This is a genomic window from Pseudomonas sp. ZT5P21 (assembly GCF_054897785.1).
This window is the reverse complement of the sequence record NZ_CM142705.1, coordinates 2,675,727-2,690,788: the sequence shown is the minus strand read 5'-3', so window position 1 is coordinate 2,690,788 and position 15,062 is coordinate 2,675,727. Positions and strand designations below refer to the sequence as shown.

General features: G+C 57.1%; 11 protein-coding genes and 1 pseudogene. 8 read left to right on the top strand and 4 right to left on the bottom strand.

The window, feature by feature from the left end; genetic code table 11:
• Nucleotides 1-61 precede the first annotated feature (61 nt).
• Genes ACYZT9_RS12650 through ACYZT9_RS12635 form a run of 4 tightly spaced genes read right to left on the bottom strand, consistent with a single transcriptional unit; the run spans nucleotide 62 to nucleotide 6,151 of the window.
• Nucleotides 62-1,243, bottom strand: a complete 1,182-nt coding sequence (locus tag ACYZT9_RS12650; protein WP_462010078.1) for a hybrid sensor histidine kinase/response regulator — start codon at nucleotides 1,241-1,243, stop codon at nucleotides 62-64.
• A complete protein-coding gene (locus tag ACYZT9_RS12645) occupies nucleotides 1,237-1,830 on the bottom strand; it encodes a chemotaxis protein CheB (protein ID WP_462010077.1) in 594 nt (197 codons plus the stop codon). Before ACYZT9_RS12645 ends, ACYZT9_RS12650 begins: the two co-directional genes overlap by 7 nt.
• Nucleotides 1,827-2,660 (bottom strand): CheR family methyltransferase, encoded by an 834-nt coding sequence (locus ACYZT9_RS12640; RefSeq protein WP_462010076.1) that lies wholly within the window; start codon nucleotides 2,658-2,660, stop codon nucleotides 1,827-1,829. The genes ACYZT9_RS12645 and ACYZT9_RS12640 overlap by 4 nt, the downstream gene beginning before the upstream one ends.
• Complete coding sequence (locus tag ACYZT9_RS12635) at nucleotides 2,660-6,151, bottom strand: response regulator (RefSeq protein WP_462010075.1); 3,492 nt, start codon at nucleotides 6,149-6,151, stop codon at nucleotides 2,660-2,662. Before ACYZT9_RS12635 ends, ACYZT9_RS12640 begins: the two co-directional genes overlap by 1 nt.
• 258 nt (nucleotides 6,152-6,409) lie before the next feature.
• On the opposite strand from ACYZT9_RS12635, the gene ACYZT9_RS12630 reads away from it, so the two are divergent.
• From ACYZT9_RS12630 to ACYZT9_RS12595, 8 genes and pseudogenes are all read left to right on the top strand, one after another.
• Nucleotides 6,410-6,775 carry a response regulator gene (locus tag ACYZT9_RS12630; protein ID WP_462010074.1) on the top strand — a complete coding sequence of 122 codons (366 nt, stop codon included), beginning with the start codon at nucleotides 6,410-6,412 and terminating at the stop codon, nucleotides 6,773-6,775.
• 88 nt (nucleotides 6,776-6,863) lie between these two features.
• Entirely contained in the window at nucleotides 6,864-8,168 is a 1,305-nt protein-coding gene (locus ACYZT9_RS12625; RefSeq protein ID WP_462010073.1) for a glycosyltransferase, read from the top strand.
• Between the two features lie 115 nt (nucleotides 8,169-8,283).
• Nucleotides 8,284-9,261 (top strand): IS5 family transposase, encoded by a 978-nt coding sequence (locus tag ACYZT9_RS12620; RefSeq protein WP_462006036.1) that lies wholly within the window; start codon nucleotides 8,284-8,286, stop codon nucleotides 9,259-9,261.
• Between the two features lie 276 nt (nucleotides 9,262-9,537).
• Nucleotides 9,538-10,410: a phospholipase gene (locus ACYZT9_RS12615; RefSeq protein ID WP_462010072.1), complete on the top strand. Its 873-nt coding sequence runs from the start codon at nucleotides 9,538-9,540 to the stop codon at nucleotides 10,408-10,410.
• Between the two features lie 87 nt (nucleotides 10,411-10,497).
• Nucleotides 10,498-11,370, top strand: coding sequence for a PI-PLC domain-containing protein (locus tag ACYZT9_RS12610; protein WP_462010071.1), 873 nt, complete (start codon nucleotides 10,498-10,500; stop codon nucleotides 11,368-11,370).
• Between the two features lie 80 nt (nucleotides 11,371-11,450).
• Nucleotides 11,451-12,356 (top strand): AraC family transcriptional regulator, encoded by a 906-nt coding sequence (locus tag ACYZT9_RS12605; protein ID WP_462010070.1) that lies wholly within the window; start codon nucleotides 11,451-11,453, stop codon nucleotides 12,354-12,356.
• Between the two features lie 337 nt (nucleotides 12,357-12,693).
• Nucleotides 12,694-13,987: pseudogene (locus ACYZT9_RS12600) on the top strand (ABC transporter substrate-binding protein).
• 141 nt (nucleotides 13,988-14,128) lie between these two features.
• Nucleotides 14,129-15,055, top strand: coding sequence for a carbohydrate ABC transporter permease (locus ACYZT9_RS12595; RefSeq protein WP_462010069.1), 927 nt, complete (start codon nucleotides 14,129-14,131; stop codon nucleotides 15,053-15,055).
• Nucleotides 15,056-15,062: the final 7 nt, after the last annotated feature.

Sequence of the window (15,062 nt, the reverse complement as noted above, 5' to 3'; positions counted from 1 at the left end):
GTCAGTAGCTGCTGATACGACCCCGGGGTCGATCAGAGGTTGCGTTTATCCGACTGTTTTCCTACAGCGGCAGACAAACGCGAAACAAGGCGCCTTCGCCAATCCGGCTCTCGACGGTAATGGAACCGCCATGGGCGGTCACGATCTGTTCTGAAATAAATAACCCCAGGCCCAGCCCGGCGACAGCGTGCCTCGCTGAAACCCGTTCGAACTGCTGAAAGATACGCTTCTGGTTTTCCTGATCGATGCCGATCCCCTGATCGCGCACTTCCACCAACGCCTGATTGTTCTCACTGTACACCTTCACGCCGATCGGGCTCTTGGCGCCGTAACGCAATGCGTTGGTCAGCAGGTTGGAAATCACCTGTTCAATGCGGAATTCGTCCCAGCTGCCCCATAACGGTTGCTCGGCGTCGAGGGTGACCGAGGATTCGGCGGCTTCGATCTGCGGGGCGAAGTTCTGCAGCAAGTTGCGCACCAGCGCCGACAGGTCGAAACGTGACGGTCGAATCGACAACTTGCCCGTGCGAATCCGCGACACATCCAGCATGTCTTCGATCAGGCGGATCAGGCTTTTGATCTGCCGTTCGTCGCGATCGACCATCGCGTGCATCTTGTCCAGGGTGAACGCTGCGGCGTTGTCCCTGGCCAGGTGCATCTTGCGCAGCTGGGTCTCAAGGATCAAGCCGTTGAGCGGCGTACGCACCTCATGGGCGACGATGGACATGAAGTCATCGCGCATGCGCACCGCCTGCTCCAGTTCCCGTTGCGTGCTCTGCAACTGTTGAAGCAGCGCTTCCTGTTCCCGGCGGCTCTGCTCCAGCGCTTCGACCTGTTGCTTCATGGCCTTGCTCTGGCGGAACAGGTCGACGAACACATTGACCTTGCTCTTGACCGCATGGATATCCAGCGGCTTGTGCAAAAAATCCACGGCGCCGCTTTCGTAGCCTTTGAACGCGTAGTTCAGTTCACGGCCAGCGGCACTGACAAACACAATCGGGATGTTCTTGGTTTTTTCCGTGCCGCGCATCAGTTCGGCCAGTTCGAAACCGTTCATGCCGGGCATCTGCACGTCGAGAATGGCCATGGCGAATTCGTGTTGTAACAGCAGCGACAAGGCCTCGTCGGCGGACAAGGCTTTGTAGACCACGCGGTCTTCACGCTTGATCAGCGCCTCAAGCGCCAACAGATTCTCCGGCAGATCGTCGACGATCAGCAGTTTGGCTTGGATGTTACTTAGCATGCTATTCGTTCCAGCTCGACAAGCAGACGGCCGATGCCGCGTATGGGGAGAATATGATCCGGTTGGTGGGTATCCAGCGCCGCCAGGGGCATCGTCGCGACTTGGGCATCGTCCGGGTCCTGCACAATGGTCAGGCCGCCACGATGCTTGACCTCGGCCATGCCGATCGCGCCATCGCGATTGGCGCCGGTCAACAGCACCGCGGCCAAATTCGGGCCATAGGCATCCGCAGCGGACGAGAACAAGTAATCGATGGCGGGTCGCGAATAATGCACGCGGTCTTCCAGGCTCAGAGAAAGGGTGCGGTCATGCTCCACCGACAAGTGATAGCCGGGCGTTGCGAAATACAGGGTTCCGGCTTCGACATGAGTCTTGTCGCCGGCCTCGACAACCCGCATCGACACTCTCCGGGCAAACACGTCGGCCAGGTGGCTGCGACGCTCGTCGGGCAGGTGCAATACCACAATGATTGGCAGCACGAAGCCTTCGCGCAGAGGGCTGAGGATACTCAGCAAAGCCTCCACACCACCGGCTGAAGCACCGATCACGATAGCCTCCACACAAGGCAACTGCGCTGCATTGTTCATGATTTTCGGTAAATCCGTTCTTGTTTGACCAACGGCTCGAACTGGTTGCCGAAGGCCGAAAAATCCGGGGTTTCCTTGCTGCCCAGCACCAGAAAACCACGATGGCAAAGGGATTCATGGAACAACCCAAAGGCCCGATCCTGAAGTTTTTTATTAAAATAAATCAATACGTTACGACACGATATTAATTGAGTCTCGGAAAACACACTGTCGGTCGCAAGGCTGTGGTCGGCGAAGGTCACGTTCTCGCACAGACTCTTATCGAAAATCGCATAGCCGTACGCCGCCGTGTAGTAGTCGGCAAATGAACGCTGGCCACCGGCCTGCTGGTAGTTATGAGTGTAGGCGCGGACATTCTCTATTGAGAAAATCCCCTGCTTGGCCTTGTCCAGCGAGCGCGGATTGATGTCAGTGGCGTAGATGATGGTGCGATCGAGCAAGCCTTCTTCGCGCAGCAGAATCGCCATCGAATAGACCTCTTCACCGGTGCTGCAGCCGGCGATCCAGATCTTGATCGAGGGATAGGTCTTGAGCAGCGGCACCACTTCCTGGCGAATGGCGAGAAAGTGTGAAGGATCGCGGAACATCTCGCTGACCGGGATCGTCAGCAATTGCAGCAACTGCATGAACGCCGTCGGGTCGTGCAATACCTTCTCTTGCAGCGCCGAAATGGTCGCGCAGTCGAATTCACTCAACGCGTGTTGGACGCGACGCTTGATCGACGCGCCGGAATAATCGCGGAAGTCGTAGCTGTATTTGAGGTAGATCGCCTCGATCAACAACCTCAATTCGATTTCGCTGTTTCGCTGCACTGAATAAATGCGTTCCACTAAATGCGTTCCATCTTCGGTAACCACACGCGAATCAGCGAGAACAATCGATCCAGGTCGATAGGCTTCGCCAGGTAATCGTTGGAGCCGGCCTGCAGGCAGCGCTCCTGATCGTCCTTCATGGCCTTGGCCGTCACCGCGATGATCGGCAGCTTGCGCCAGCGCGGATCCTGGCGGATCAGGCTCGTCGCCTCGAAACCGTCCATCTCCGGCATCATCACGTCCATCAACACCAGATCGATGTCCTCCACTTCATTCAATCTTTCAATCGCTTCACGACCGTTCCGGCCTATGACCACGACTGCACCCTTTTGCTCCAGCGCGCTGGTGAGGGCGAAGATGTTGCGCACATCGTCGTCCACCAGCAGCACCTTGCGACCCTCGAAAACCTTGTCGCGGCTGCGCGCAGTCTTGAGCATCGTCTGCCGTTCATGGGACAACCGCGATTCGACTTTGTGCAGAAAGAGTGTGACCTCATCCAGCAAACGCTCCGGCGACCGCGCGCCCTTGATGATGATCGAGCGCGAATACTTGCGCAGCTCGGCCTCTTCGTCCCGGGTCAGGTTGCGCCCGGTGTAGACGATCACCGGTGGGAACGAGCAGATATCCTCGGTGGACATGCGCTTGAGCAGGTCATTGCCAAGCATGTCCGGCAGCTTGAGGTCGATGATCATGCAGTCGAAAACCGTCGTGCGCAGCAGGTTCAGCGCATCCTGCGCCAGACCTACGGCGGTAATTTCGATGTCCTCGTCGCCGATCAACCGGGCAATGCTGTCGCGCTGCAGATCATCGTCTTCGACCAACAGCACCCGCTTGACTTTCTGGGTCAGCTTGGCTTCAAGGCGAGCAAACACGTCCTTGAGCTCTTCGCGGGTGGTCGGCTTGACCGCGTAACCGATCGCCCCCATGTGCATGGCGGCTTCGACGCGGTCTTCGACCGAGATCACATGGACCGGGATGTGCCGGGTCTGCGCGTGTTCCTTCAGGCGTTGCAACACGGTCAGGCCGGAATGGTCCGGCAGGCGCATGTCCAGCAGGATCGCATCGGGAATGTAATCCCTGGCCAGGTCATAACCTTCGTCAGCGCCATGGGCGACCAGGCACTGATAACCCAGTTCATGTGCCAGGTCATAGAGGATATGCGCAAAGTTTGGCTCATCTTCCACCACCAGAATGCAGCGGGTGGTGAACGGGGCGTTGTTTCGGTCGTCGTTGAAACGCGGAATGTCGACTTCAGCTATCAACGGCACCAAGGCAGCGGTTGCCACTCTCGGCGTTAGCGCCACCCTTTCGGCCTTCATCGGCTCGACCGGTGTTTCCCCCGGCTCGATGTACTGCTGCGGCAAGACCAAGGTAAACACACTGCCTTGGCCCGGCTCGCTGGTGACACCGATGGAACCGCCGAGCAATGCTGCCAGGTCACGGGAAATCGACAGGCCCAGGCCGGTGCCGCCATAACGCCGATTGGTGGTGCCATCGGCCTGGCGGAACGCTTCGAAGATACTTTCCTGTTGATCCGCTGCAATGCCGATCCCGGAATCGCGAACGATAAACGCGATGCCTTCGTCTGGCTGGCTCGCAACGGTCAGGCTGACCGAACCTCGCTCGGTGAACTTCAACGCATTCGACAGCAGGTTCTTGATCACCTGCTCCAGGCGCTGACGGTCGGTGTAGATCATCGTCGGCGCACCGGGCTGCAGATCGACCTGGAAATCCAGTTTCTTTTCCGTGGCCATCGGCTGGAACATCCCGCGCAAACCGTCGACCAGACGCACGACGCTGGTGTTCTCCGGACGCACCTCAAGCTTGCCGGCCTCGACCTTGGAAATGTCGAGGATGTCATTGATCAGGTTCAGCAGATCGTTACCGGCCGAATAGATCGACTCGGCGAACTTGACCTGCTCGGCGCTGAGATTTTCCTGGGGGTTTTCCGCCAGCAGCTTGGCCAGGATCAACGAACTGTTCAGCGGCGTGCGCAACTCGTGGGACATGTTGGCGAGGAATTCGGACTTGTACTTGCTCGAACGCTGCAATTCTTCGGCGCGCTCTTCGAGCTGGGTCTGGGCCTGATTCAGCTCGGTGTTCTTCAAGTCCATGGCATCGCGCTGCTCGGCCAGGATCTGCGCCTGATCGGCAAGCTGTTCATTGGTCTGCTCCAGCTCGACCTGCTGGGTTTCCAGATGCGCCTGGGATTCCTTGAGAATCCTTGATTGTTCTTCAAGCTCTTCGTTGGCGGACTTGAGTTCTTCCTGCTGGACCTGCAACTCTTCATTGAGTTGCTGGGTTTCGGCCAGCACTTCCTGCAAGCGCTGGCGATAGCGCGCGGCTTCGATGGACGTGCCGATGTTGCCGGCAATCAATTCGAGCAGTTCGATGTCGCGCTCGTTCAACGGACGCAGAAAGCCCAATTCGATGACACCGTTCACCCGTTCATCATCGCTGGTCGGCACGACCAGCACGCTGTGCGGAAGGCCTTCGCCGAGACCGGAGGTGACTTTGAAGTAGTCGCTCGGTACGTGGTCGAGTCGGATCAGGCGCGCCTGTTGCGCCACTTGGCCAACAATGCCTTCATCGCTGTGAATCTGCTGGTCGCGCTCTTCCTGCTCGCGGGAGAAACCGTAAGACGCCACCCGTTTGAGGCCACCGTGTTCCTCACGTACGTAGATAGCCGCGACGGCGATACCCAGGTATTGCGCACAAAACTGCAAAATGTTGCGACCCAAGGAGTTCAGGGACAGTTGCCCCAGCACCTGCTCGGCCAGTTCGGTTTGACCGTTGCGCAGCCAGGCCTGTTGCTCCAGGCGCCGGGCGCTGGCCCGTTGTGCCGTGAGCGTCGCGCTGTAGCTTTGCGAGAGATTGAGCAAATCCCGACGGCCGATGTAAGCCAGCAACGCACTGATACCGAGGATAAACAACAGGTAAAGGCTGATACTCCAGACCGTCGTGCGGCGCACGTCTTCATTGCGCGAGACACGCAACTGCTGCTCCATCTCGATCACGTCTTCGAATTGCTTGCGGATCTCATCGGTCAGGCGCTTGCCACGCCCGGCCCTGACCACGCTGCGGTAATCGCCGCTCGCACGCTGCAAGTCGATCAGGCTCTGCGCGTACGTGCCCCACTCATTCTGCAAGGCCTGGAGCCGTTGCAGCCGGTCCGTTTGCACCGGGTTGTCAGCGGTCAGTTCGAGCAAGGTCTTGACCGCTACCGCAACTCTCGGACGAGCGGTTTCGTAGGGTTCGAGGAATTTCTCGTCGCCACTGAGGAGAAAGCCGCGCATGCCGGTTTCCAGATCAACGGTCAGCTTCAACGCTTCATTGGCGTTATTGATCACCCGGTCGGTGTGCTCGACCCACTGGATCACCGACAGCAGATAAGTGATCAGTGAGACAAAGAACACTGCACTGAGCACGCCTACACCCAACGGAAGGCTGACGTTGCGGCTCAGGAGTTTACGGAATCGTTGCTCATCAACCGAAGACGCAGTGGTCATGGGAAGGCCTTGTCGAACTGTTTAAAACCACAGAGTTTGCCCCAATTCTGCCGGTTTGATCCATTTTTCTGACGCCGCTTCAGGCAAAATCCTACATTCCGCTGCTCCAGCGCAGGGGAGCGGTTATCCTTGCCGACCCTGTGCGGCTATTCTTTTTATTGCGTGGCCGGGAACTTGTCGGGTTCCGTCACTTACTCATGCTAGAGCCCGGTTCTTTTGATCGACCGGCCACCAAAATCAATTTTTGAGAGCCCCATTATGTCCGCCGAACAATCCATCATCCTGGTCGTCGAAGACGACGACATCGTGCGCATGCTGATAGTCGATGTCCTCGAGGAGCTGGAATTCAGGGTATTGGAGGCTGACGGGAGCGAACAGGCGCTGCTGTATCTCAACGATGAAGATCACGCCATCGATCTGATGATGACCGACGTCGGGTTGCCGGTGATGGATGGCCGTGAATTGGCCACACAGGCGCGCATGGTTCGCCCTGAACTGCCGATCCTGTTCGCCAGCGGTTATGCCGAGAGCATTGAGGTGCCTGAAGGCATGCATGTGATCGGCAAGCCGTTCTCCATCGATCAACTGCGGGACAAGGTCAAAGGCATTCTGAACAACCGCTGATCTGCGCTGAAGCAGGCTCAGTCATCGCCCTGCTGTGGTTTAATTGCGCCCCGTTTTTATCCCTGCCCGCGTCAAGGAATTCCCCTTCATGAGTCTGCCCCGCGCCACCAAAGTCCTGGTTATCGGTTACGTTTGGCCCGAACCTCGGTCCTCGGCGGCTGGCGGCTATGTAATGCAACTGCTCGGAACCTTCCTGCAACAAGGCTGGGACGTGACGTTCAGCAGCCCGGCCGGCGCCGGGGAACACCAGGAAGACCTGACGCCACTGGGTATCCGTGAAGTGCCCATCGAGTTGAACAACAGCAGTTTCGACGCTTTTGTCAGCGAGCTGGCGCCGGATATCGTGCTGTTCGAGCAATTCATGATGGAAGAACAATTCGGCTGGCGCGTCGAAAAGCACTGTCCCGATGCCCTGCGCGTTCTCGGCACGCAAGATCTGCAAAGCCTCCGGCATGCTCGCCATCAACGGCTCAAGGATCGCTTGAAGGCCAGTGACGATGCCAATGACTTCAACGGCTTGTTCGCACCAGCCTTGCGTGAAGAATTCGAACTGATGGCCGGCACCGACCTGGCCAAACGGGAGATTGCGGCGCTGTATCGCTGCGACGTGAACCTGATGATTTCCGACGTGGAAATCGAGTTGCTGGTCGAGCAGTTCAATGTGCCACGCCACCTGTTGCATTGGTGCCCGTTGATGGTCGATGTACCCGACAACTTGCACGCACCGTTTGAAGACCGGGGGCACTTCATCCATATCGGCAACTTTCGCCATGCGCCCAACTGGGATGCGGTGCTCTGGCTGAAAACCACGATCTGGCCGTTGATTCGCGAGCAGTTGCCCACTGCGCAATTGCACATCTACGGGGCCTATACGCCACCCAAGGCGACGGCCCTGCACAATGCGGCTCAGGGTTTCCATGTGATGAACTGGGCGGAAGATGCGTTGCAAGTGATGGCGGCGGCGCGGGTGTGCCTGGCGCCGTTGCGTTTCGGCGCGGGCATCAAAGGCAAAATCGTCGATGCGATGATGTGCGGTACGCCAAATGTCACCACACCTATTGGTGCCGAAGGCATGCAGGGCCAAGGCTCCTGGCCCGGCGCGGTGACCCGTACGGCGCGCGAGTTCGCCGATTGCGCTGCGCAGCTTTATAACGACAAGGCGCACTGGCAGAACGCTCAGGTGCAGGGGCAGGCACTTTTGGCCGAGCGATACCGGCAGTCGGTTCACGGCCCTGCCCTGATCGAAAAACTGATCCACAGCCTGGAACATCTGACACAACTTCGGAGGGATAACTTTACCGGCAGCATGTTACGTCATCACCAACATAAAAGTACCCAGTACATGGCGCAATGGATTGAAGCCAAGAACCGTAATCCATCAACGACTTCGTAACTTCCAGTTGTCAAATAATGCTCAGCGCAATAACCACCCCCTTAAGGAAACTCTGAAAAAGACTTCCATCTCTGGTGAAATACGCACCTCACACGAACCGAACGGTTGAGCCCCGATGAAACAGATGTCCTTCGCCGATGCCGAATATGCCGGCAAACGTAAGCAGACCCGCCGTGAGCGCTTCCTAATCGAGATGGATCAGGTCGTGCCGTGGAAGGGTTTGATTACCTTGATCGAGCCGTATTATCCGAAGGGTGACGGTGGGCGTCCGGCGTATCCGTTGTCGGCCATGTTGCGGGTGCATCTGATGCAGAACTGGTTCGGTTACAGCGATCCGGCGATGGAAGAAGCGCTCTACGAAACCACGATCCTGCGCCAGTTTTCCGGGCTGTACCTAGATCGGATTCCCGATGAAACCACGATCCTCAACTTCCGGCGCCTGCTGGAAAAACATGAGTTGGCGGGCGGGATTTTGCAGGTCATCAACGGCTATCTGGGTGACCGTGGCCTGCTGTTGCGCCAAGGCACCGTGGTCGATGCGACGATCATTCATGCGCCGAGTTCGACCAAGAACAAGGACGGCAAGCGCGACCCGGAAATGCACCAGACCAAGAAAGGGAATATGTATTTCTTCGGGATGAAAGCGCACATTGGCGTCGATGCCGAGTCCGGTTTAGTGCATAGCGTGGTCGGCACGGCGGCGAATGTGGCGGACGTGACTCAAGTCGATCAGTTGCTGCACGGCGAGGAAACCTACGTCTCTGGCGATGCCGGTTACACCGGCGTGGACAAACGTCCTGAACATCAGAACCGCCAAATGATCTGGTCGATTGCCGCCCGGCCCAGTAGCTATAAAAAACACGCGAAAAAGAGTTTGATCGGTCGCCTGCGCCGCAAGATTGAATACGCCAAGGCGCAAGTCAGGGCCAAGGTTGAACATCCGTTTCGAGTGATCAAGCGTCAGTTTGGTTATACGAAAGTGCGCTTTCGTGGTCTGGCGAAGAACATCGGTCAGCAGACGACATTGTTCGCGTTGTCGAATCTGTGGATGGTGCGAAAGCGATTGCTGAGTGCAGGAGAGGTGCGCCTGTAATGCGGGCTAATCGCCCTGAAACGGCGCGATAGAGGGAAAACCATGAGTTAAGAGCAGAAAAGGTCTGGATTTCGACCGAATAAACGTTTTTTGAACCTCAAGCAGAGAGGGCATCAAAAATCGGTGGGTACTTCAGACCTTCCTTAAGTCGGCGAGATACTTTTTGTATCAAGCCGATCCTTGGATATCAATCCACCCGTGGTTATACATAGTGCCCGCGCGCCAACTTTTCATTCTTGGCACAACAACTTTCTCTAGACCGGCAAGGAAGCCTTCATGCAAAACCCTACTTCTGAAAGTTATACACTCAACAGCTGGATGACCGCCACGCCGGGCATCGATTTACTGTCCCTGAGTCAATTGATACTGCCAGGCGCCCATAACGCCGGCGTAGACAAAAAAGCCGCGTACCGCGCACCGGGCATTGTTCACTGGGCTGCCTGCCAGAACCACTCCTTTTACGAGCAGTTGCGCCATGGCGCCCGAGTGCTGGATGCGAGGATTGAATATGCCGTCGATGCCCGCGGCGTGGGAACGTTCTGGTTTCAACATAACGGTCACCGGTCCTCACGCTCCCTGGAAAATCTGATCATGCAGGTGCGCCGTTTTGTTCAGGAGAACCCTGACGAATTCATTCTCCTGGATTTCCATGAATTGAGATCCGGTAACAGGGCGTTTGATTACAGGGAGTTCAACCGTTTCATGCTGACGCATCTGGGCGACCAGATCATTCCTTCGATCAATCAGGATCTGAGCCTTGGTCAACTCAAGGAACGGAGCCGCGTCCAGAGGGTATGGGTCGCTGCCGAGCGTCACTCGCAACTGGATCGACAATGGTTTCTTCCGCCAATCAGGCATAAATGGAGTGGAATTGCAGACACCAACGTCCGCGAACTGGAAGCTCACATTACTAAGGTGATGAACTTCGCTCCCTACCCCTACGCGTATTCATTGTCCGCTACCAGCTACAGCCTCACCGGCGGGCCTGTCGACATCAAAAGGCACCTTGATCGCTGGTTTGACCCCGTTGCCAGCGACTGGATCTTCAACTGCAATATTATTAATGCAGATTTCTTTGAAGAGTCCAATCTCGTAGAAAACTGCCGTGCGGCCAGCATAATAAAAGCGCAGCATTCATCATTTAAATAGCGCCCATCAACCAGCCACCTATCTCTATTTAACCATAAACAGTTACTTCGTCCACGGACGGGACACGCTCAGCAACAAGGAATATACATGACACTCAACGACACGCTTGATAAACAGACCTGGATGAGCAACGTCGTCGATATCGACAAGTTAAAGCTCACCGACATTGTCTGGCCGGGCGCTCATAATGCCGGCATGGATACAAAAGCGCCCAACTATGAAGTGGTCTTCGGCAACTGGACGACCTGCCAGAATGATTCGTTTGCCTGGCAACTTGCCAACGGGGCGCGCGCCTTCGATCTACGCCTCGGTTACCGTGAGGGCCGGGACCAATCGATTTTTTATTTTCATCACAATGGCTTTCAGTCCCATCGGGTCCTGGACGACTTGATCGAAGCTGTGTTGGCGTTTCTTGATCGCAACAAAGACGAATTCGTCGTGCTGGACTTTCACCAATTGGGCGATGACGACAAACCTTTCGACCATGGAAAGCTGGCAGACATACTGCTGCGTCGACTTGGGCCACGCATCATTCCCAATGCTGACAGTGTCAAAACGGTGGGCGAACTCAAACGATCCAGCCCGCTACGAAGAATCGTCATGACCGCGCCGGCGATTCAAGGTTTGACTGGCGAACACTTCTGGCCAAGGATTCCACACAAATGGACTGGCAAGACCTTCACTGACACAGAGGACCTTTATAGTTATGTCGAAACCACTTTGAAAGACGCGCCTTACACCTTTCTATGGTCGTTGTCGGCCACCTGCTATTCACTGCTGGGCGGACCTCTGCATATAAAAAACCAGATTAACAGCTGGTTCAGCACGACGGGGGATTGGGTCACTCGTTGCAGCATCATCAACACCGATTTTTTCGACGAGTCAGACATCGTCCGTTATTGCTCAAGCGCTACGCGCCTGAAAGCAGTGTACGGCGACAGGCTGCACGCGCGCCCCTGAACAACCGGTGGGGTACGCTGGCGTTGGGTGCAGGGAAAGAGGCATGATCGAGGTGCGATAACAAGAAAAGCGCCCCTGCCATGACCCGAACCGCCCGAGTGACCGACCCTTCCTACGAACTGATGGATGACCACAATGGGTTGTCCATCATTTATCGTCAGCACGGCTTCCCCTGCCCTCTGGTGCGGTGGCATTTTCACAAGGAATACGAACTGCACCTGATCGTCGCCAGCTCCGGCAAGGTGTTCATTGGCGACTACATCGGCAATTTCTATCCGGAATCACTGTTCCTCACCGGCCCCAACCTGCCCCATAACTGGATCAGCCAGGTCGCGGAAGATGAAGTGGTGCCCAAGCGCGACATGCTGGTCAACTTCACCGACGAGTTGTTCGAGAGCGGCCTTCAGGTTTTTGCCGAGTTCAAGACGCTGACCCCCTTGCTGGAGCGCGCTCAATACGGCATCGAGTTTCGCTGCAAGCGCACAGTCGGTCAGGCCATGACCTTGATGCAGCGCATTGCCGACACTCAGGGCGTGACCCGGCTCGGGCACTTTTTCATTTTGCTGGAGTTGCTCGCCGCTTCCGATGACTACGAGTTGTTGTCCGGTGCGACGACGCCGCATCTGGCTGACGAACACAACATCGACCGCACAAACCGGGCGGTGGATTACATCTTTGCCCACTACGCCCGTGAACTGCCGCTTGAGGAAGTCGCCGAGCACCTTGGCATGAAGCCCACCTATTTCAGCCGCGTGTTCAAGCAGGCCACCGGGCGCTGCTTCATCGAGTTCGTCAACCGGCTGCGCATCAGCAAGTCCTGCGAACTGCTGGCCGACGGCGACAAACCGGTGACCGATGTGTGTTTCGAGTCGGGCTTCAACAATATTTCCAATTTCAACCGGCGGTTTCAGCAGCTCAAGGGCATGACACCGTCGCATTATCGGCGGCTGGCGGTGCAGCGGTTGACCGAGCAAAACCTGGTTTGACCCAAAACCCTGTGGGAGCAAGCTTGCTCGCGATGGCGGCGTGTCAGGCTACATCAATGGCGGCTGATACAACCTCATCGCGAGCAAGCTCGCTCCCACAGGTGCTGCGCTAAAGCCAGAAACCTGTACATATTCGATACCGCCCGGTACCAGAAAAGCCCTTCCCTACGTCTGCCCCTCCAAAGCCCAGTGCAAATTAGTATCGATTTCAGTGCGATGAATGATTTGTCTCATCCTCCATTGAGGGCTGTAATCAGCGCACAGCTTCCTGCCATCGGAAGACACAAAAACAATAACTGTCCTTCTGTCCCCACCGGGCGCAGAAAAGGAGTGCACGATGCAACCTTCTGTAAAAGCTCTGCTAGCCCTCACCTGCATGACCCTCAGCAGCGTCAGCGTCGGCGCTCAGACCCTGACCATCGCCACCGTCAACAACAGCGACATGATCCGCATGCAAAAGCTCTCGAAAACCTTCGAGGCCGAGCACCCGGACATCAAGCTCAATTGGGTGGTGCTGGAAGAAAACGTTCTGCGCCAACGCCTGACTACTGACATCGCCACTCAGGGCGGGCAGTTCGATGTGCTGACCATCGGCATGTACGAAGCCGCACTCTGGGGAGCCAATGAAGGATTTGCCCACCACTTATGACCTCGACGACGTTTTCCCTTCCGTGCGTGAAGGCCTGTCGGTTAAAGGTTCGCTGTATGCCCTGCCGTTCTACGCCGAAAGCTCCATCACCTATTACCGCACCGACCTGTTCAAGGACGCCGGGCTGACCATGCCCGAGCGCCCGACCTGGGAACAGATCGGCGAATTCGCCGGCAAACTCACCAACAAGGACAAAGAACAGTACGGCATCTGCCTGCGCGGCAAAGCCGGCTGGGGCGAGAACATGGCGCTGATCACCACCGTCGCCAACGCCTATGGCGCACGCTGGTTCGATGGGAAGTGGCAGCCGGAATTCACTGGTCCCGAGTGGAAAAATGCGCTGAACTTCTACGTCGACACCATGAAGAAATCCGGCCCACCGGGCGCGTCGAGTAACGGTTTCAACGAAAACCTCGCGCTGTTCAACAGCGGAAAGTGCGCGATCTGGGTCGATGCCAGCGTCGCCGGCTCGTTCGTCACCGATAAAACCCAGAGCAAGGTCAGCGATCACGTTGGCTTCACTTACGCGCCGCACCAGACCACCGACAAGGGTTCGGCCTGGCTCTATTCGTGGGCGCTGGCGATTCCAACCAGTTCCAAGTCCAAGGACGCGGCGAAAACCTTCAGTACCTGGGCCACCTCCAAGGAATACGGCGCGCTGGTCGCGGAAAAAGACGGCATCGCCAACGTGCCGCCCGGCACTCGGGCCTCGACCTACAGCGACGCCTACATGAGCGCCGCACCGTTCGCCAAGGTGACGCTGGAGTCGCTGAAAGCGGCGAACCCGAGCAAACCGACGCTCAAACCGGTGCCGTACATCGGCATCCAGCTGGTGACCATTCCCGAGTTCCAGGGCATTGGCACTCAGGTCGGCAAGTCGTTTTCGGCGGCGCTGATTGGCCAGACCACGGTTGACCAAGCCTTGGCTGCCGCCCAGCAAACCACCGAACGCGAAATGAAGCGCGCGGGTTACCCCAAGTAACCCCGCATCCTCCTGTGGGAGCGAGCTTGCTCGCGATGACGGCCTCCCATTCAAAATTTTGGGTGACTGATACACCGCCATCGCGAGCAAGCTCGCTCCCACACTGGATCTTCGTATGTCTGTCCCAATCGGTTTAACACCATGAATATTTCAACTGCAAAAGCTCAAATCGACATTCCCCAACCGGTGCGTAAAAGCCGGTTGGCCAACCCCGGCTGGTTTCTGGTCAGCCCCTCGGTGGCGTTGTTGCTGCTGTGGATGATCGTGCCGCTGGGCATGACCGTTTACTTTTCGATGATCCGCTACAACCTGCTCAATCCCGGCGAAAACGAATTCGTCGGACTGGAGAACTTCACCTACTTCCTGACGGACTCCGGGTTCATGCCCGGCGCCACCAACACCTTGTTGCTGGTGGGTAGCGTGTTGCTGATCAGCGTAGTGCTCGGGGTGCTGATCAGTGCGCTGCTGGAAGCCAGTGAGTTTCTCGGTCGCGGCATCGTGCGGGTGATGTTGATCTCGCCGTTCTTCATCATGCCCACCGTCGGCGCGCTGATTTGGAAGAACCTGATTTTCCATCCGGTTTCGGGGATTCTCGCCTACGTCTGGAAGCTGTTCGGCGCGCAACCGGTGGACTGGCTGGCGCACTACCCGCTGCTGTCGATCATCATCATTGTCTCGTGGCAATGGCTGCCGTTCGCGATCCTGATCCTGATGACCGCCATGCAATCCCTCGACCAGGAACAGAAAGAAGCCGCGCGCCTCGACGGCGCCGGGCCGGTCGCGATTTTCTGGCACCTGACCCTGCCGCATCTGGCGCGGCCGATTGCGGTGGTGGTGATGATCGAAACCATCTTCCTGCTCTCGGTGTTCGCCGAAATCTTCACCACCACCAACGGCGGCCCCGGCTACGCCTCGACCAACCTCGCCTACCTGATCTACAACCAGGCGCTGGTGCAGTTCGACGTCGGCATGGCGTCCGCCGGCGGATTGATCGCGGTGGTGATTGCCAACATCGCGGCCATCGTGCTGGTGCGGATGATCGGCAAAAACCTGACAGACAAAGCCTGAGGCCTGC

Bases quoted from the DNA above. Each gene is read 5' to 3' on its own strand.
- ACYZT9_RS12645 (WP_462010077.1), bottom strand. From the start codon at position 1,830: ATGAACAATGCAGCGCAGTTGCCTTGTGTGGAGGCTATCGTGATCGGT.
- ACYZT9_RS12605 (WP_462010070.1), top strand. From the start codon at position 11,451: ATGACCCGAACCGCCCGAGTGACCGACCCTTCCTACGAACTGATGGAT.
- ACYZT9_RS12620 (WP_462006036.1), top strand. From the start codon at position 8,284: ATGAAACAGATGTCCTTCGCCGATGCCGAATATGCCGGCAAACGTAAG.
- ACYZT9_RS12595 (WP_462010069.1), top strand. From the start codon at position 14,129: ATGAATATTTCAACTGCAAAAGCTCAAATCGACATTCCCCAACCGGTG.
- ACYZT9_RS12635 (WP_462010075.1), bottom strand. From the start codon at position 6,151: ATGACCACTGCGTCTTCGGTTGATGAGCAACGATTCCGTAAACTCCTG.
- ACYZT9_RS12630 (WP_462010074.1), top strand. From the start codon at position 6,410: ATGTCCGCCGAACAATCCATCATCCTGGTCGTCGAAGACGACGACATC.
- ACYZT9_RS12625 (WP_462010073.1), top strand. From the start codon at position 6,864: ATGAGTCTGCCCCGCGCCACCAAAGTCCTGGTTATCGGTTACGTTTGG.
- ACYZT9_RS12650 (WP_462010078.1), bottom strand. From the start codon at position 1,243: ATGCTAAGTAACATCCAAGCCAAACTGCTGATCGTCGACGATCTGCCG.
- ACYZT9_RS12610 (WP_462010071.1), top strand. From the start codon at position 10,498: ATGACACTCAACGACACGCTTGATAAACAGACCTGGATGAGCAACGTC.
- ACYZT9_RS12615 (WP_462010072.1), top strand. From the start codon at position 9,538: ATGCAAAACCCTACTTCTGAAAGTTATACACTCAACAGCTGGATGACC.